Origin of the sequence: Solwaraspora sp. WMMD792 (assembly GCF_029626105.1) — a bacterium.
Taxonomy (GTDB): domain Bacteria; phylum Actinomycetota; class Actinomycetes; order Mycobacteriales; family Micromonosporaceae; genus Micromonospora_E.
This window is the reverse complement of record NZ_JARUBH010000009.1, coordinates 5,219,444-5,237,001: the sequence shown is the minus strand read 5'-3', so window position 1 is coordinate 5,237,001 and position 17,558 is coordinate 5,219,444. Positions and strand designations below refer to the sequence as shown.

13 protein-coding genes and 1 pseudogene are annotated in these 17,558 nt (G+C 73.3%); 10 read left to right on the top strand and 4 right to left on the bottom strand.

The genetic code is table 11. The features are described from left to right. Window positions 1-2 precede the first annotated feature (2 nt). The 4 genes from nth to O7629_RS24400 all read left to right on the top strand — a co-directional run bounded on the left by nth (window position 3) and on the right by O7629_RS24400 (window position 3,455). Complete coding sequence (nth, locus tag O7629_RS24415; protein WP_278174669.1) at window positions 3-788, top strand: endonuclease III; 786 nt, start codon at window positions 3-5, stop codon at window positions 786-788. After that, complete coding sequence (locus O7629_RS24410; RefSeq protein WP_278172065.1) at window positions 785-1,462, top strand: TlpA disulfide reductase family protein; 678 nt, start codon at window positions 785-787, stop codon at window positions 1,460-1,462. Before nth ends, O7629_RS24410 begins: the two co-directional genes overlap by 4 nt. Before the next feature lie 8 nt (window positions 1,463-1,470). Continuing rightward, entirely contained in the window at window positions 1,471-2,214 is a 744-nt protein-coding gene (locus O7629_RS24405; protein WP_278174668.1) for a CoA pyrophosphatase, read from the top strand. Window positions 2,215-2,276: 62 nt separating this feature from the next. Continuing rightward, window positions 2,277-3,455 (top strand): MarP family serine protease, encoded by a 1,179-nt coding sequence (locus O7629_RS24400; protein WP_278172063.1) that lies wholly within the window; start codon window positions 2,277-2,279, stop codon window positions 3,453-3,455. Here O7629_RS24400 and mycP read toward each other — a convergent pair. Together mycP and eccCb are read right to left on the bottom strand one after the other, a co-directional pair. Continuing rightward, window positions 3,376-4,770, bottom strand: coding sequence for a type VII secretion-associated serine protease mycosin (mycP, locus tag O7629_RS24395; protein ID WP_278172062.1), 1,395 nt, complete (start codon window positions 4,768-4,770; stop codon window positions 3,376-3,378). The genes O7629_RS24400 and mycP overlap by 80 nt on opposite strands. A gap of 42 nt (window positions 4,771-4,812) precedes the next feature. Beyond that, a complete protein-coding gene (gene eccCb / locus O7629_RS24390) occupies window positions 4,813-8,910 on the bottom strand; it encodes a type VII secretion protein EccCb (protein WP_278174667.1) in 4,098 nt (1,365 codons plus the stop codon). A gap of 103 nt (window positions 8,911-9,013) precedes the next feature. Here eccCb and eccD point away from each other — a divergent pair, with 103 nt between their 5' ends. Further along, on the top strand, window positions 9,014-10,363 hold the full coding sequence (gene eccD, locus O7629_RS24385) for a type VII secretion integral membrane protein EccD (RefSeq protein WP_278172061.1): 1,350 nt from the start codon (window positions 9,014-9,016) through the stop codon (window positions 10,361-10,363). A gap of 21 nt (window positions 10,364-10,384) precedes the next feature. Here eccD and O7629_RS24380 read toward each other — a convergent pair whose 3' ends face one another. Next, window positions 10,385-10,891: an inorganic diphosphatase gene (locus O7629_RS24380; protein ID WP_123603846.1), complete on the bottom strand. Its 507-nt coding sequence runs from the start codon at window positions 10,889-10,891 to the stop codon at window positions 10,385-10,387. A 748-nt stretch (window positions 10,892-11,639) separates the two neighbouring features. Between O7629_RS24380 and dacB the strand changes: the two genes are divergently transcribed. From dacB to tilS, 3 genes and pseudogenes are all read left to right on the top strand, one after another. Beyond that, complete coding sequence (gene dacB, locus O7629_RS24375) at window positions 11,640-13,238, top strand: D-alanyl-D-alanine carboxypeptidase/D-alanyl-D-alanine-endopeptidase (RefSeq protein ID WP_278172059.1); 1,599 nt, start codon at window positions 11,640-11,642, stop codon at window positions 13,236-13,238. 51 nt (window positions 13,239-13,289) lie between these two features. Continuing rightward, window positions 13,290-14,363: a zinc-dependent metalloprotease gene (locus O7629_RS24370; RefSeq protein ID WP_278172057.1), complete on the top strand. Its 1,074-nt coding sequence runs from the start codon at window positions 13,290-13,292 to the stop codon at window positions 14,361-14,363. Between the two features lie 7 nt (window positions 14,364-14,370). Further along, window positions 14,371-15,342 (top strand): annotated as a pseudogene (tilS, locus tag O7629_RS24365) (tRNA lysidine(34) synthetase TilS); the annotation flags it as partial. 3 nt (window positions 15,343-15,345) lie between these two features. On the opposite strand, the gene O7629_RS24360 reads toward tilS, so the two are convergent. Then, window positions 15,346-16,308, bottom strand: coding sequence for a helix-turn-helix domain-containing protein (locus O7629_RS24360; RefSeq protein ID WP_278172055.1), 963 nt, complete (start codon window positions 16,306-16,308; stop codon window positions 15,346-15,348). A 199-nt stretch (window positions 16,309-16,507) separates the two neighbouring features. Between O7629_RS24360 and O7629_RS24355 the strand changes: the two genes are divergently transcribed. Beyond that, window positions 16,508-16,636, top strand: coding sequence for a hypothetical protein (locus O7629_RS24355; protein WP_278172054.1), 129 nt, complete (start codon window positions 16,508-16,510; stop codon window positions 16,634-16,636). Window positions 16,637-16,729: 93 nt separating this feature from the next. Further along, complete coding sequence (gene hpt / locus O7629_RS24350; RefSeq protein WP_278172053.1) at window positions 16,730-17,305, top strand: hypoxanthine phosphoribosyltransferase; 576 nt, start codon at window positions 16,730-16,732, stop codon at window positions 17,303-17,305. The last annotated feature ends 253 nt before the right edge of the window (window positions 17,306-17,558 follow it).

The following is a 17,558-nucleotide window of genomic DNA, read 5'->3' as shown; positions in this document are numbered from 1 at the left end:
CCGTGGCGGCCCGGGCCGTGCGCACCGAGACCGACCTGGGGCGCAAACGTCGTGCCCGGCGGATGGCGCGACTGCTGGCGCAGATCCATCCGGACGCGCACTGCGAGCTCGACCACGACGGTCCGCTGCAGTTGGCGGTCGCCACCATTCTGTCCGCGCAGTGCACCGACAAGCGGGTCAACGAAGTCACCCCGAAGCTGTTCGCCCGCTACCCGACGGCCGCCGACTACGCCGCCGCCGACCGGGCCGAGCTGGAGGAGCTGGTCCGGCCGACCGGTTTCTTCCGCAACAAGGCCGGCTCGCTGATCCGGCTCGGTCAGGCCTTGACCGAGCGGTACGCGGGCGCGGTACCGCGTCGTCTGCCGCAGCTGGTCGAGCTGCCCGGGATCGGCCGCAAGACCGCGAACGTCATCCTCGGTAACGCGTTCGACGTCCCTGGCATCACCGTCGACACGCACTTTCAACGGCTGGTCCGCCGCTGGGCGTGGACTGATGAGTCCGATCCGGTGAAGATCGAACACGCGGTCGGCGCGTTGATCGAGCGCCGGGACTGGACGATGCTGTCCCACCGGGTGATCTTCCACGGCCGACGGGTCTGCCACGCCCGTAGACCGGCCTGCGGCGCGTGTACGCTCGCCCCGCTCTGCCCGGCGTACGGCACCGGTCCGACCGCTTCGGCCGAGGCGGTGAAGCTGCTCAAGGGTCCCCGCGCGAGGGAGCTGGCCGAGCAGGCCGGAATCCCCGCCGACCTGGTGCCGGCGGCGGCCGTCGCCGCCGAGGTGCCATGAGCGCCGGCCGTCGGCTCAGGGCGGGTCCGTCGTTCGCCGCCGCCCTGGTGCCGTTGCTGCTGGTGGCGTCCGGTTGCACCACCGACCCGGGTGCCGGGGCGGGCGACGCTGCCGGAGCGTCCGGACCGGTCCCGTTCGCCGACTGCGCCGGCCTGACCGCGCCGCCCGCTGCGTCGGCCGTCGCCGCGCCGCAACCGTCGACCGGTGGTGCCGCGCCGCAACCGTCGACCGACGTCGGTACGCCGGGCGGCGGCACCCCGCTGCCCGCTGTCAGCCTGGCCTGCTTCGCCGACGGGACGGTCATAGACGTCGCGGCGGTACGCGGACCCGCCGTGATCAACTTCTGGGGCTCCTGGTGCCAGCCCTGCCGGGAGGAGCTGCCGGCGCTGCAACGCCTCGCCGACCGTACCGCCGGGCAGCTGCACCTGATCGGCGTCAACACCTACGACGACCGGAATCCCGCCGTCGCCGTCGCCGAGGATCTGGGGCTGCGGTTCCCGAGCCTGGTCGACCGGGACCGGAAGCTGCTACTGGCGGTCGAGCGGGTCGGCCTGCCGCTGACCCTGTTCGTCGACGCAGACGGGGAGATCCGTCGGACCTACGAGGGCACCGTCGACGACGCCACGCTCGCCGACCTGGTCGAGCGCGAGTTGGGCCTGACGGTGGCCCGGTGACCGACCCACTGCCCTCCGAACCGTTGCCGGCCTGGTGGCAGCCGTTGCTCACCCGGGTACGCTCCGCCCGTACCGCCGATTTCACCCGGGTGGCGACCCCGGCCCGGGGTGGTCGGCCGAGCGCGGTGCTGGTCCTGCTCGGCGAGCATCGGCCAGGTGAGCCCGACGTGCTGCTGCTGCAGCGGGCCGCGACCATGCGCAACCACGCCGGGCAGCCCGCGTTCCCGGGTGGCGCGGCCGACCCGGGCGACCGGGACGCGCGGGCGACCGCGCTGCGGGAGGCCGAGGAAGAGGTCGGGCTGGACCCGGGCAGCGTCACCGTGCTCGCCCAACTGCCCCGGCTGTGGATCCCGGTGAGCGGCTTCGTGGTCACCCCGGTGCTCGGCTGGTGGCATCGGCCACATCCGGTGCATCCCCGACAACCGGAAGAAGTGGCACATGTCACTCGATTGCCGGTCGATGAGCTGGTGGACCCGGACAACCGACTCCAGGTACGCCACCCGAGCGGCTGGGTGTCACCAGCCTTCCAGGTGCGCGGCATGCTGGTCTGGGGATTCACCGCCGGGGTGCTGTCCGCCCTGCTGGACATGGCCGGCTGGGCCGGCGCCTGGCCGACCGGCCGGATCATCGACCTGCCGCCCGAGCCGTCGCCCGGTGGCGATCCGTCGGCCGCCGGTCTGCCCGACACGCTCGGTGACCGGTCCGGCGGCGATGCGGCAACTGTGGACGGCTCCGCCGGCCTGCCGGGCTGACCGCCGGCCGCCACGTCCGTCTGCCGGCCGGGCCGCTCGCCCGGTGCCCGTAGTCTTGACGGGTGTCCGCCGTCGACGTCGTGCTGCTGCTGCTCATGTTGGTATTCGCGATCAGCGGTTACCGCCAGGGATTCCTGATCGGGGTGCTGTCCTTCGCCGGGTTCATCGGCGGCGCACTGGTCGGTCTGCAGCTCGGGCCGCTGCTGGCTGAACAGTTCGTCGACACTGTGGCCCGGGTCGTGGTGTCACTGGTCGCGGTGTTCGGCCTCGCCGTCCTCGGCCAGGCACTGGCTGGCTGGGCCGGCTCCCGGCTGCGGCACGCCATCACCAGCCCGGTGGGGCGCCGGGCCGACGACCTGGGCGGGGCGGCGATCTCGCTGGTGGCGGTGCTGCTCGTGGCCTGGCTGGTCGCGGTGCCACTGGGCTCCTCCGCGATGCCCGGCCTGGCCGGGGCGGTACGCAACAGCGCCCTGCTCAACGGCATCGACCGGGTGATGCCACCGCAGGCGCAGGCGTTGTCCAACGCGCTGCGGGACACCGTCGACACCCGCGGCTTCCCGAACGTCTTCGGCGGGCTCACCCCGACCCGGGTCCGCGAGGTGCCGGCCCCGGACCCGGCGCTGGCCGGTTCCGAGGTGGTGGCGAACGCCCAGCGGTCGGTGGTCAAGGTGCTCGGCTCCGCGCCCCGCTGCTCCCGCCGGATCGAAGGCTCCGGGTTCGTCTACGCCGAGGACCGGGTGATGACCAACGCGCACGTGGTCGCCGGTACGCAGACCGTGGCGGTGGAGGTTCTGGGCGAGCGGCACAACGGCCGAGTGGTGGTCTACGACCCGGAGCGGGACCTGGCGGTCATCTACGTGCCGAACCTGCCGGCTCCGGTGATGCCGTTCGCCGATCGTCCGGCCCCGTCCGGTGCCGACGCGATCGTGCTCGGCTTCCCGCTGGACGGGCCGTACGATGCGCAGTCCGCCCGGGTCCGCGACGTCGGACCGATCACCGGCCCGAACATCTATGACGACGGTGAGGTCCTCCGCGAGGTCTACACGATCCGCGCGCTGGTCCGTTCCGGCAATTCCGGGGGGCCGCTGGTCGCGGCCAACGGACTCGTCCTCGGGGTGATCTTCGCGGCGGCGGCGGACGACCCGAACACCGGATTCGCGGTCACCGCCGAGGAGGCGTCGGCGGCGGCGGTTTTGGGAGTACGGAGTACCCGCCGGACCGCCACCGGCGAGTGTGCCTGACGTCGCTGCGGGCAGCCGCCGTAGTCATCCGCATCCGCCGGGCCAGCCAGGTGCCGATTACGGCCGTGACCAGCAGCAGCAGGCCACTGCTGAGCAGCCCTTGGCCGCTTTCGCTGCGCTGTCCGCTGATCGGCCCGATCGCCCATCCGGCGCCTTGGTCGCCGGTGTCCTGACCGCCCATCCGGGCCGAGCCGCCGGCCAACGTCGGCGCTGCGGACTCCAGACCGGGAGCCGGGCCGAAGCCGACCACACCCGGGGTCCGGTTGTCGTCGAGCGGATTGCGCGGCACCGCGTCGACCCCGTCGGTCAGCGCGGCTACCGGATCGACCAGGCCGAAGCCGTAGCGGTCGTCCCGGCCCGGCGCGCCCAGGTCACGGGCGGTCTCGATGAGCCGGGTGACCACCGTGCCCGCCGACATCTCCGGGAACCGGGACCGGATCAGTGCCGCGGTCGCGGCCACCAGCGGCGCGGCGAAGCTGGTGCCCTGCACCTGCCAGTAGCCGTCCGGTCGGGCACCGATCAGCCCGGTGGCGGGTGCCGCGAGGACCGTCTCCGGTCCGGTGATCGAACCGGCCCACAGTTGCTCGCCACCCCGGTCCATCCCGGCGACGGCGACGACGCCTGGCTCCCGGGCCGGATACCAGACCCGCGACGTGCCGTTGGCCGAAACGTTGCCGGTGCAGGCGACCACGACGACGTCGCTGGCGAACGCGTAGTCCAGCGCGGCGGCCAGCGCCGGGCTGTCGCCGCTGCCGCCCAGCGACAGGTTGATCACCCGGGCCCCGTTGTCGACCGCCCAGCGGACCGCCTTGGCGACGACCAGCGCGTCGTCGTAGCGGTTCTCCTCGTCGAGCACCCGGACCGGCAGAATCCGGGCGTCCGGGGCGAGCCCGAGCACCCCGTCCTCGTCGTCGTCACGGCCGGCGATCAGCGCGGCGACGGTGGTGCCGTGCCCGACCGGGTCGGACCAGCCGTCACCGTCGTCGACGAAGTCGATCCCGGGTAGTACCTGGCCGGCGAGGTCGATGTGGCTGGCGTCCACCCCGGAATCGATCACCGCGACGGTGATCCCGGCGCCGGTGGCGTACTGCCAGGCGGTGGTCGCCGACAACTCCCGCAACTGCCACTGTTCGTCCCGGATCGGGTCGTACCGGACGGGAAGCGCGGCGCTCGCCGCCGCTGCGGAACCCGGGCCGGTGCGTTCCGGCTCGGGCCCGGGTGGCGCGGCCGGGCCGCTGACGGCGGTCACCAGCACCAGCACCGCCCCGACGAGCCAACGGGCGGCGCTGCGTGGATGGCGCGGCAACGACGTCACAATCTGGCCTTCTCACCCCAGCAGACACTTGCTGCACGGAGGTTACCGCGATTCTGCACTGTCAGAAGCAGTCTTGGGGGAAGCCGATAGCCGGTTCGCGCCGCCCGTGGGCCCGGTCGGATCGGCCGCCGGCAGGTACGCCAGTTGCACCAGGCGGATGCCGTCCCGACGGGTGACCAGCCGACCTCGGCCGGGCGGTAGCGGCGCCGCGCGGACCCCGCCGACAAGTTGCCCCTCGTCAGGGTCGCCGGAGAGCACCAGGCCGGCGGCGGACGACTCGCGCAACTGCTGGACGACGGGCTCGTACAGGGCCCGCCCGGCACCCCCGACGCGGCGGGCGAGCACCAGGTGCAGGCCGACGTCCCTGGCGTGCACCAGATACTCCAACAGCGGCTGGATCGGGTTCACCGACCCGGCCGCGACCAGGTCGTAGTCGTCGACCAGGACGAACAGCTCGGGCCCGGTCCACCAGGATCGGCCGGCCAACTGCGCGGCGGTGACGTCCGGTCCGGGCAGCCGCCGACGCAGATGATCCGCGGCCGAGTCGATCAGGTCGGTGGTATGCGACGCGTTGCCGCCGTAACCGATCAGGTGGTCGGTGTCCACCGCGCCGAGCAGGCCGCGGCGGTAGTCGACAATGATCAACCGGGCCTGCTCAGGGGCGAACCGACCGGCGACGGTGGTGGCGAGGGCGCGCAGGAAACTCGACTTGCCGGTCTCCGCGTCGCCGAACAGCAGCAGGTGCGGATCCGCGGCGAAGTCGATCGACACCGGTCGCAGGTCCGACTCGGCCAGCCCGATCGGCAGCCGGAGCCCGGCCGTGCTGGTCCGGTCCAGTGCGGCGTACGGCAGCAGGTCCGGTAGCAGCCGGATCGGCGGTGCCGCCGGCCCCGCCCAGCCGTCCGCGAACGCGTCGGCCAGGGTGGACACCGAGGCTACGGCGGCGAGGAAGTGCAGGCCGTCGCTGGTGATCCCGCGGCCCGGCGACCCCGGTGGCACGTTGGCCGCCGACCGGTGCGACACCAGCGAATCGATCGGGTCGCCGAGCCGCAGCTCCAGCCGGGAGCCGAACAGATCCCGCAGCGCCGGCCGGAAGTCAGCCCAGCGGGGCGCCGAGGCGACCAGATGCACCCCGTACGACAGGCCCCGGGTGGCCAGGTCGGTGATCGACGGCTCCAGGTCGTCGTACTCGCCGCGCAGCGTGGTCCAGCCATCGACGACCAGGAAGACGTCACCGTACGGGTCGTCCGGCGTACTGCCGGACCCGGTCGCGCGGCGGGCGCGGTATGCGGCCATCGACTCCACCCCATCCCGGGCGAAACGCCGCTCCCGGCTCGCGAGCAGGTCGGTGACCTCGGCGACGGTACGCCTTACCGTCGCCGGATCGGTGCGGACCGTCACCCCGCCGACGTGTGGCAGGTCCCGCAGCCCGGCCAACGCGCCGCCGCCGAAGTCCAGGCAGTACACCTGCACCTCGGCCGGGGAACGGCTCAACGCCAGGGCGCAGATCAATGTCCGGATCAGCTGGGACTTTCCGCTCTGCGGCGCGCCGACCACCGCGACGTGCCCGGCCGCCCCGTCCAGATCCAACCACAAGGGATCCCTGCGCTGCTCGTACGGCTTGTCGATGGCGGCGACGGCCACCCGCAGCCGCCCCGACCGGTCCGGGTCGGCCACGGCCGGACCCCGACCGGGCACCAGCCGGACCGGACCGAGCAGGTCGGCCAGCCGGGGCGGCTCGCCCAGCGGCGGCAGCCAGATCCGGTGCGCCGGTGGACCGTACCGGGCCAGCCGGTCGATGCTCACCTCGAGCAGGCTGGCGTCGACGCCCGACGGCGCTCCGGCCGGTTCCGGCTGGGTGGCGGCCGTTGGCACCGGGTGTGTCCGGAAGCCGTACAGCCTGGGCGTCGAGCGGGGACCACCGACCCGGCGCGGGGCCGGTCGGCGGTACGGCCCGGAGACGTAGGCGGCCCGGAACCGGACCGGTGACCCGGTGCCGTACCGCAGGAAACCGTGGCCCGGCTCGCGGGGCAGGTGGTACGCGTCCGGTACGCCGAGGACCGCCCGCGATTCCAGCGCCGAGAAGGTCCGCAGCCCGATCTGGTACGCCAGATGGGTGTCCAGTCCCCGTAACCGGCCCTCGTCCACTCGTTGTGAGGCGAGCACCAGGTGCATCCCCAGAGACCGTCCGACCCGGCCGATCTGCAGGAAGATGTCGATGAAGTCAGGCTTGGCGGTGAGCAGTTCGGTGAACTCGTCGCAGACGATCACCAGTGACGGCAGCGGCGGCAGGGTCTCGTCGGCCGGCTGCACCCGCAGGTAGTCGTGTCGGCTGGCCAGGTTGCCCGCCCGGCGTAGCAGCTGCTGGCGGCGGACCACCTCACCGTGCAGCGCGTCGGCCATCCGGTCCACCAGCGGTAGCTCCTGCGCCAGGTTGGTGATCACCGCAGCGGTGTGCGGCAATCGATCCAGCGCGGCGAACGTGGCACCACCCTTGAAGTCGATCAGGACGAGGTTCAACGACTCCGGCGGGTGGGTGAGCGCCAACCCGAGGACCAGCGTACGGAGCAGCTCCGACTTGCCGGAGCCGGTGGCGCCGACCACCAGCCCGTGCGGCCCCATGCCCTGCAGCGCCGACTCCTTGAGATCGAGCTCGACCGGGTGCCCCTCGGCGGTGACCGCGAACGGGACCCGCAGGTGGCGGTCGACTGACGGGCTGCGGTCCGGTCCGGCCGTCGTCCACCAGCGGGCACCGGCCCCACCGCTGCCGAAGCCGAGCAGCTGGACCAGGTCCGCCTGGGCCACTGCGGCGGACCGGGCCGGTCCGCTGTTCGTCGCGAGCCGCAACGGGGCGAGCTGCCGGGCGAGGGCCTCCGCTTCGACGACACCCAGCCTGTCGGCCGTTCCGGTGTGGGTGGGCCCGGTCGGCTCACGGACGGCCAGCCGACCGGACGGGTCGACCGACAGCTCCACGGTGACCCGGTCGAGTATCCGTGGTGCCGGTACGCCCACCTGGACCACGGTGACGCCGTTCCCGCCCCCGTCGATCGGATCGGTCCCGCCGTCCGCCCCGGTCACGCCGATCGGATCGCTCCCGCCGTCCGCCCCGGTCCCGCCGGTTGGATCGGCGCCGTCGCACACCACCACGACGTGCGCGGGGGACAACGAGTCCAGCAGCCGGGCCAGCTCCACCGCGCTGCCAGCGACCAACCGCAGCGGGCCGGTGGCGTCGGTGCGCTGCGGATGACCAGCGTGCGGCAGCCACTTGACCCACTCCCACCGGTCGCGACGGTCGGCCGGCGCGTAGACCGCGATGCGCAGGTCGTCCGGGGCGTGCAGGACGGCCAGCTGGGCCAGCACCGCGCGGACCAGCGCGGCCGGCGCCCCGTCCGGGGCATCGTCGCCGGACCCGCTGGCGTCGAGCGCCGGGTCGGCTGCCGGCAGCTGCTCGGCGCCGGACCTGTCTGTGTCGTCCGGCCGTCCGACGACGAAGATACGGGCGACGTCGCGCAGTCCGACCACGATCGGCAACCCAGGTACCAGCGAGTACGAGTCGATGAACCGGCGTAACGCCGCGGCGGTGAGCGGCTCGATCTCGTCCACCGGCCGGTCGTCGGCCGGCGGCACGAGCGGGGTGGCGAGTGGGCGGGATCCGACCCCGACCCGTACGGTCGCGAAATCCTGGTCATGCGGTCGACGCTCCCAGACCCGGCTGCTCGCCGCCGTCGACCACAACCGACCGGGCTCCGGGTACCGGTAGTTCAGCGCCGTTCGTTGCCGGTCCACGGTCCCCCGGACCTGGCTGCGCAGGCCGGCCAACTGCCGTAGGTAGCGACGCCGGGCCAGGTCGGTCGCGGACCGCGCGCCGGTGCCAGGTGTGGAGTTCCAACTGGTCGCCAACATGGCCAGCGTCGACACCCCGAACACCGCGGCCATCAGGTACGGGTAGACCCCGCCGTCGCGGCCCGGCAGCACCGCCATCGCCACCGATCCGCCAGCCATCGGCAGCAGGGCCAGCAGGCGTTGCCAGCGGCCGGAGTCCGGATCGGCGACCTGCGGTGGCGGCGGGATGCGGACCTCCCCGGCCGGGATCTCGGGTGCCGGACGACGCTCGGATCTCTTGAGGACGATGCCCGCCATCGCGTCAGCTAACACCTACGTAGAGTGTTCCGCAATGGATCGGCGGTGGATGGTGGTCGCCGGGCCGGCACCGGCCCGGCCGTTGCGGCGTTGAGGAGGGACGATGAACGTGAGCCTGGCCAGGATCACCGTCTGCGGACCGCGCCGCCGACTGGATCTCGCCCTGCCCGGACACGTGCCGGTCGCCGAACTGCTGCCGGAACTGCTGCGACACAACGGGGACGGGCTGGCCGACGATGGTGAACGGCACGGCGGCTGGGTGCTGCGTCGGGCGGACGGGGTACCGGTGTCCGCCGGGCAGGCGCTGCACCAGCAGGGGATCCGCGACGGCGACGTGCTGCATCTGGTGCCCGGGCGGACCTACTGGCCGGAGCCGGAGTACGACGACGTCGCCGAGGCGATCGCGGCCGCCGCCCGACAGCAGGGCCGGACCTGGTCGGCCGCGACGACCAGAGGGTACGCGCTCGGCTCGGCCGGCCTGTGGCTCGGCGTGGGATGGCTGGTGCTGGTCGGGGCCGGCACCGCAACGGCCGGGCGGGCATGGGCGGCGGCCCTCGTCGGGGCTGCGGTGCTGGTCGTCGGGGTACTGGCCGGGCGGGCCTGGCGGGACGCGGCGGCCGGCGTCGTGCTCGGGGCCGGCTCGTTGCCGTACGCGTTCGCCGCGGGTCTGCTCGCCGCCGGCGACGGCGGTCCGGTCGGGCTCCGCCCCGACGACTGGCCGACCGCCGCGGCCATGGCGACCGGGTTGCTGGTGCTGCTGGGCGCGGCGGTGACCGTTGGGGCCGCAGTGGCCGCCGGCGGGCCGGTCTTCGTCGCCGTGGCGACCGTGGCCGGGCTCGGCTCGATGGCGGCCGTCGCCGCGTCGACGGTCACCGGGGCGTCCGGCGCGGCGGCCGGACTGCTGGTGGTAGTCGGTTGCGGGGTCGGGTTGCTGCCCCGACTCGCCGTCCGGCTCGGCCAGGTACCGACGGTCGTCGGGACGGGTGACCTGGTGTCTCGTACCGTGGTCCGGGCCGAGCGGCTGCTCACCGGGATGCTGATCGGGTACGCCGCCGTCGGCGTCGCGGCCAGCGTGGTGCTGGTGCAGGTCGGCGGGGTGGTCGGGGTGGTGCTGGTCGGCGTCGTCGGGCTGGCGATGTCGCTGCGCTCGCGGACGTTCGTCAGCACCCGGCAGCGGCTGCCGCTGCTCGTCGCGGGGACAGCGGCCACGACGCTGTGCGTGTTCGGCGTGCTGCCCGCGTACCTACCGGTGTCGACGCCGACGTTGGTCGTAGCTGGGGGCGTGGTCGCGGTGTCGACCGCCGCAGCCGGTGCCCGGTACGCCGGCCGGTCACCGTCGCCGTATCTGAGCCGGACGGCCGACCTGCTGGAGATCACCGTGCTGATCTGCGTCGTTCCGCTGGCCGGTGCCGTCTTCGGGCTCTACCGGTGGGCGGTCGGGCTGCCCGGCTGAGCAGCCCGACGCCTGATCAGGTCAGTGGGCCGACTCGCCGCGCTCCAAGGCGGCCTCCCGGCGGCGGAACGACGCCTGAATCTCCGCCTCCGCCTCGACCCGGCCGACCCAGGTCGCGCCTTCGACCGACTTGCCCGGCTCCAGGTCCTTGTAGACGACGAAGAAGTGCTGGATCTCCAGCCGGTCGAACTCGCCGAGGTGGTGGATGTCGCGCAGGTGCTCCTGACGGGGGTCCTCGTACGGCACGCAGAGCACCTTGTCGTCGGCGCCCTTCTCGTCCTTCATCCGGAACATGCCGATGGCCCGGCACCGGATGAGGCATCCTGGGAAGGTGGGTTCCGGTACGAGCACCAGGGCGTCCAGCGGGTCGTCGTCCTGCCCGAGGGTGCCCTCGATGAAACCGTAGTCGGCTGGATACTGCGTCGAAGTGAACAGGGTGCGGTCCAGCCGGATCCGGCCGGTCGCATGATCGACCTCATACTTGTTCCGGTGACCCTTGGGGATCTCAACCGTAACGTCGAAATCCATACTCACGCTCCCTCGTCGCCCGCGCTGGCTACGGAAATAGAGCGGTACGCCGTCCGGGCGTTGCCCCGCCCGACCGTTTCGGCTCCCGCTCGCTTTGTGAACACAAGTAGTGTCGCCTAGTCCGTTCGTCAGTTGGGAGGTGGGGCCGGTGGGGAGGGAAGACTCACAGTCCGCTGGAGCCGTCGGTGAACCCGATCGGGCTGGCGGAGCGCCCGACCCCGCGTCGCAGGGTAGCGGACCATCTGCGAAAAGTGACCAAGTGGTCCCGTCGGAGGACTCTGCCCCCGCCCCGGCCGGTGTGCGCAATCCGGATCCAACGGCATCGGGCCGGGCCGCTTCGCCGCCGGCCGCCCCGCCGCCGCCCACCGGTACGGCATCTGTTACAGCGACCCCGCCGGTCACCGGGTCGGCGCCCGTGACCGGCCGAGCCACCGTGCCGACCGCGACCGGCGGCACCGACGCGGCTCCGGCTGACGTCTCGACCGGCGGCCACCGGGGGCGCGCGTCAGTGCCGGCTCGTGGCACCGCCAGACCGGTACCGCCGGGCGAGCCTGCGCCGGCTGGCTCTGTGCCGGCCGAGCCTGCGCGGGGCGAGTCTGTGCCGGCTGGCTCTGTGCCGGCCGAGCCTGCGCGGGGCGAGTCTGTGCCGGCTGAGCCTGTGTCGGCCGAGCCTGCATCAGCTGAGCCTGTGCCGGCCGACCCTGTGTCGGCTGAGCCTGTGTCGGCCAAGTCTGTGTCGGCTGAGCCTGTGCCGGCCGAGCCGGCGCCATCGGCCGGCCAGTCGTCACCTGACCGGCACCGCCGGGCCCGGTTGCTGATCGCCGCCGTCGCCGGTGCCGTCCTGCTGGCCGGCGGGACCTCGATCGCGGTGCTCCAACCAGGGCCGGTGGCCGGCTGGCTCGGCGCCGCCGAGGTGAGTCCTAGCCCGAGCACGTCCACCGAGCCGACGCCCGGCCCGGTGCTGGCCGGGTTGGCCGCCGACGCCCCGATTCCCACCGCGGCCGGGCTGACCGAGACGCTGGACAAGGCGATCAGCCGATCCGGCCTCGGTGACCGGGTACACGTCTCGGTCCGGGACATGACGACCGGCGCGGTCCTGTACGGTCGCGAACCGGCGGTGCTGACCGTGCCCGCGTCGACCACCAAGCTGGTCACCGCGGCGACGGTGCTGGCCGCGGTCGGGCCGACACACCGGATCCCGACCCGGGTGGTCGCGGGAGCCGCGCCCGGCGAGGTGGTGCTCATCGGCGGCGGTGATCCGACCTTGTCGATCGACGACACCGGGTTCTATCCGGGGGCCGCCCGGCTCGACGTGCTGGCCGCCGCCACCCGTACCGCCCTCGGCGACACTGCGCCGACCAAGGTGCTGATCGACAGTTCGCTCTTCTCCGGGCCGGCGTTCGGGCCCGGGTGGGACGACGACATCCCGACCGGCGGGTACGCGGCCGCGATCACCGCGCTGATGGTGGACGGCGCCCGGACCGATCCCGCCGCCGCCAAAGGCTGGGCGCCGCGCTCGGCCGCACCGGACCTGGCTGCCGGCCGGGCCTTCGCCCGGGCTCTCGGGCTGCCGGTGGACGCGGTCGACACCACACCGGCCGGCTACACCCGCCAGCTCTCCGGCTCGGCGGCGCAGCCCGTCGGCGACGCCGACGCGGTCGCCAGCGCACCGACCTCGTCAGCGACCGGTCAGCCGGCGACCGGTCAGCCGGCGACCCCCGACCGGTCCTCGGGGGCGAACCCCGACCAGCCGACGGAGGTCGGCCCCGGTGCCGAGCTGGCCCGGATCGAATCGCCGCCGATGGCCCGGCTGGTCGAGATGATGCTCTCCGACAGCGACAACGTCCTCGCCGAGGCGCTCGCCCGGCAGGTCGCCATCGCCCGGGGCGAACCCGCGTCGTTCGCCGGGGCGGCGGCCGCGATGGACGCCGTACTGGCTGAACTCGGGTTGCCGGCCGAACAGAGCGACCTGTACGACGGCAGCGGCCTGTCCCGTAGCAACCGGGTGACCCCGGGGCTGCTGACCGAGTTGACCGTGCTCGCCGGCAGCGGCGACCGTCCCGCGCTGACCGGGCTGTTCTCCGGTCTGCCGGTCGCCGCCTGGTCCGGCACCCTGCAGGGGCGGTACCAGACGGCGGACGCCCCGCAACGGATCGGCGCCGGCGTGGTGCGGGCCAAGACCGGGTCGTTGTCCGGAATCAACGCGTTGGCCGGCACGGTGACCACCGCCGACGGCCGGTTGCTGGCGTTCGCGGTGCTGGCCGACGAGGTGCCGTTGCTCATCGACGCCGCCCAGGCCGGCTTGGACCGGATCGCCGCGAGCCTGGCCGGGTGCGGTTGCCGTTGACCGGGGCATGATCACCGGGGTCGGCGGGCGTCACCCGGGTACGGTGGGTGCATGGCGCAGTTCGTGGACTGGGATCTGGCCGCCGCAACCGCCGGCGCGCTGAGTAAGTCGGGGCCGAAGGCCTCGCTCGACGAAGCGACCGAGGTGGTAAACGACCTTCGCCGGCTCACCGACGAAGCGGCCGGACACGTCGTGGCGTACACCGGTCTGCAGGCCCAGGTCGCGCACCCGCCGGTGCGGGTGGTCGACCGGCGGGACTGGGCCGTCGCCAACATCGCCGGGCTGCGTGACGTGATCACACCGCTGGTCTCCCGGGCGGCCGGGGACCGACAGCCGGGCGCGCTCACCGACGCGATCGGTTCCCGGGTCACCGGAGTGCAGGCCGGCACGGTGCTCGGCTACCTCTCCGGCCGGGTGCTCGGTCAGTACGAGGTGTTCTCCGGCGATCCCGGCCAGTTGCTGCTGGTCGCCCCGAACATCGTCGAAGTGGAGCGGAAGCTGCACGCCGATCCGCGTGACTTCCGACTCTGGGTCTGCCTGCACGAGGTCACCCACCGCACCCAGTTCACCGCCGTGCCGTGGATGCGCGGCCACTTCCTGGGCCAGGTTCAGGCGTTCGTCGACGCCTCACAGGCCGGCGGCGACAACTTCGTCGACCGGGTCCGGCGCGGGGTCGGCACCCTCGCCGAGTCGATCCGCGACCCGCAGAGCCGGGCCAGCGTGCTGGACATCGTGCAGACCCCCGCGCAGCGCGCCGTACTCGACCGGCTGACCGCGCTGATGACCCTGCTGGAAGGGCATGCCGAGTTCGTCATGGACGGGGTCGGGCCGGAGATCATTCCAACCGTGGAGCAGATCCGGGCCGGCTTCAACCGCCGCCGCGAGGCCGGCAACCCGTTGGAGAAGGCGATCCGCCGGCTGCTCGGCGTGGACGTCAAGATGCGCCAGTACGCCGAGGGCCGCAAGTTCGTGCACGGTGTGGTGGACCGGGTCGGCATGGCCGGCTTCAACAAGGTCTTCGACTCCCCGTTGACCCTGCCCCGGCTGGAGGAGCTGGGCGATCCGGACGCCTGGGTGGCCCGGGTGCACGGCCCGATCTCCGGTTCACCGCCGACCGTCGCCTGAGTCGCAGGTGCCCAGGCTCGCTCCAGCAGTCGCCGAGCTGCGTGTCGCGGTCCGGCAGGTGCTGCGCGACCACGCCGGCCGGCTGGTGTTGGTGGCCTGCTCCGGCGGCCCGGACTCGTTGGCCCTGGCGGCCACGGTCGCGTTCGTCGCCCCCCGCTGCGGGGTCTCCGCCGGGCTGGTGACCGTCGACCACGGATTGCAGGCGGGGTCCGCCGAGCGGGCCCGGGACGTGGCCGGCTGGGCGGCCCGGGCCGGGTTCGACCCGGTCGAGACCGTCGCCGTCGAGGTCGGTGCCGAAGGTGGCCCGGAGGCGGCGGCGCGTACCGCCCGCTACGCCGCGCTGACCCGGGCGGCCCGCCGGCACCGGGCGGCCGCGGTGCTGCTCGGCCACACCCGCGACGATCAGGCGGAGACGGTGCTGCTGGCGCTGGCCCGGGGCGCCGGTCCGGCCGGCCTGTCCGGGATGCCGCCGGCCCGCCAGGTCGACGGCGTGCCGGTGCTGCGTCCGCTGCTGGACGTGGGGCGGGAGCAGACCCGGGCGGCGTGCGTGGCGCTCGGCCTCACCCCGTGGACCGACCCGCACAACACCGACCCGGCGTACACCCGGGCCCGGGTCCGGGCCGACGTGCTGCCGGCCCTGGTCGACGCGCTCGGTGCCGCGGTGGTGACGAACCTGGCGCGCACCGCGACGCTGGTAGCCGCCGACAACGCGGCGCTCGACGGGCTGGCCGACGCCGCGTCGGCCCAAGCCGCCACACCCGGTGGTGGGCTGACGGTTCCGGTCCTGGCCGAGCTGCCGGACGCGGTGCGGACCCGGGTGCTGCACCGCTGGGCGCTGCGGCTCGGCGCGCCGGCCGGGGCCCTGGCGTACCGGCATGTCACCGCCCTCGACTCGCTGGTCATGCGGTGGCGTGGGCAGCGGGCGGTGCACCTGCCGGGTGGTATCGAGGTACGCCGGGCCGGCGGTGAACTGTCGGCTGGCTCAGCCGACGGCGGCCCGGTCACGGAACGTGCCACGGTACGCCTGGGGCGTGGCACCGACCCGCCGGCTGAAGTGGTGCCGGAGGGTCGCGGCGTCACCGAAGCCGCACCGCCGGGCCACCGTCTCCACCCCCAGGCTGGTCTCCTCCAGTAGCTGGCGGGCCAGCAGCACCCGCTGGCCGGTGAGCCAGTCGTGCGGTGTGGTGCCGGTCTCGGCGCGGAAGCGGCGGGCGAAGGTACGCGGCGCCATGTGTGCCCGGGCAGCCAGTTCCTCCACGCTGATCGTGGCGTCCAGGTGCTGCTGCATCCAGACCAGTACCGGCTCCAGCGTGGCCGCTGTCGGGCTGTCCGCGATCGGCGTCTCGATGAACTGGGCCTGCCCGCCGTCGCGGTGCGGCGGCACCACCATCCGGCGGGCCAGTCTGGTCGCCAGGGCAGAGCCGTGCTCCTGGCGGACCAGGTGCAGGCAGGCGTCGATCCCGGCGGCGGTGCCGGCGCTGGTCAGCACGTTGCCGTCGGCCACGTACAGCGAGTTGCACTGGACCCGGGCGGTCGGGTGGCGGCGGGCCAGCTCGTCGGCGTACCGCCAGTGGGTGGTGCATTCGCGGCCGTCGAGCAGGCCGGCGGCGCCGAGCACGAACGCGCCGGAGCAGACGCTGAGCAGGGTGGCGCCGCGGCGGTCGGCGGCGCGCAAGGCGTCGACCACCGGTGCGGCGACGGCGTCGTGGAAGCTGGCCGCGGGCACGGCGACCAGGTCGGCGTCGGCGACCGGCCGCAGATCGGCGGTGGGTAGCAGCGAGAAGCCGGAGCTGGTGCGGACCGGGCCGCCATCGACCGTGCAGACGTCGAAGCGGTACCCAGGGAAGCCGTCCGCGGTGCGGTCCAGCCCGAAGACCTCGCAGACCACCCCGAGCTCGAACGGGGCGACGCCGTCGAGCGCGATCACCGCGACGGTACGGAGCATGCGACGAGTCTAGCCCACCGGTGGCAGGATTTCGATGAACAGTGGCATCTCTGCCGCTGTTCGCTCGGCGGGCCGGCGCGCAGACTGGTATCGACGTCCGGTGCGCACCGGCGGCACACCCATTCAGGACCAGGGTGAACACACCCATCGGGACCAGGGTGAACCCTTCGTCAGGACCAGCGTGAAGGTGGCTGCCGCCATGGAACTACTCATCGTCGTATCGATCATTCTGCTACTCGCCGCCGCCTCGGCGGCCGGCCTCACCCGGGACAGCCGTGATTCGGCCGACTGGCGGCCGAGTCACGACGGTGTCCGCCGGCCCCGGTGACCGTCGGCTGGACCCACCGTCACCCACCGGCGCCACGTGGTCATCCGCCGGCCCCGGTGTCGGCTGGCCGGCCGGATGCGGCAGGCTTAGCGCATGGCTGACGGCTCCTGGTACGACGCCGACATCGACCGCGTGATCATTTCCGAGGAACAGATCCGCGACAAGACCGCGGAACTCGCCAAGCAGATCGCCACCGACTACGCCGACGTGACGGGTGGGCTGCTGCTGGTCTGCGTGCTCAAGGGCGCGGTCATGTTCATGGCCGACTTCGCCCGTGAGCTCGGCCGGCAGGGCCCTCCCGTCGAGTTGGAGTTCATGGCCGTCTCCTCCTACGGGCAGGGCACCACCTCCTCCGGTGTGGTCCGGATCCTCAAGGACCTGGAGCGGGACATCGCCGGTCGGCACGTGGTGGTGGTCGAGGACATCATCGACTCCGGCCTCACCCTGTCCTGGCTGCTGAAGTACCTGGCGTCCAGGTCGGCGGCGAGCGTGGAGGTGGTCGCGCTGTTCCGCAAGCCGGAGGCGGTCAAGGTGCAGGTCCCGGTGCGGTACGTCGGCTTCGACATCCCCACCGAGTTCGTGGTCGGCTACGGCCTGGACTTCGCCGAGCGGTACCGCGAGCTGCCCTACGTCGGGGTGCTCAAGCCCGAGGTGTACGCCCGCGGCTGACCGCGGCTGACCGCCGCCGGTGTGTCAGCCGTCGGGAAACTCCCCGGGACGTCCAGGCCACTCCCAGGAAACAGCGCTACGGTATGCGGTGGCGCGGGTCAGCTGACCGCGCCGACGTGGGACCAGCGGACGGAGCGCGGGTCGACCGGGCTCGCGGACGCGCACCTCGTCACCACGGTGTACCTTCGAATGACCGTGGCGCTCGGTTGGCGCCCCGGAGTGGCTAACCAGACGGTCAGAACGTCGATCAGGA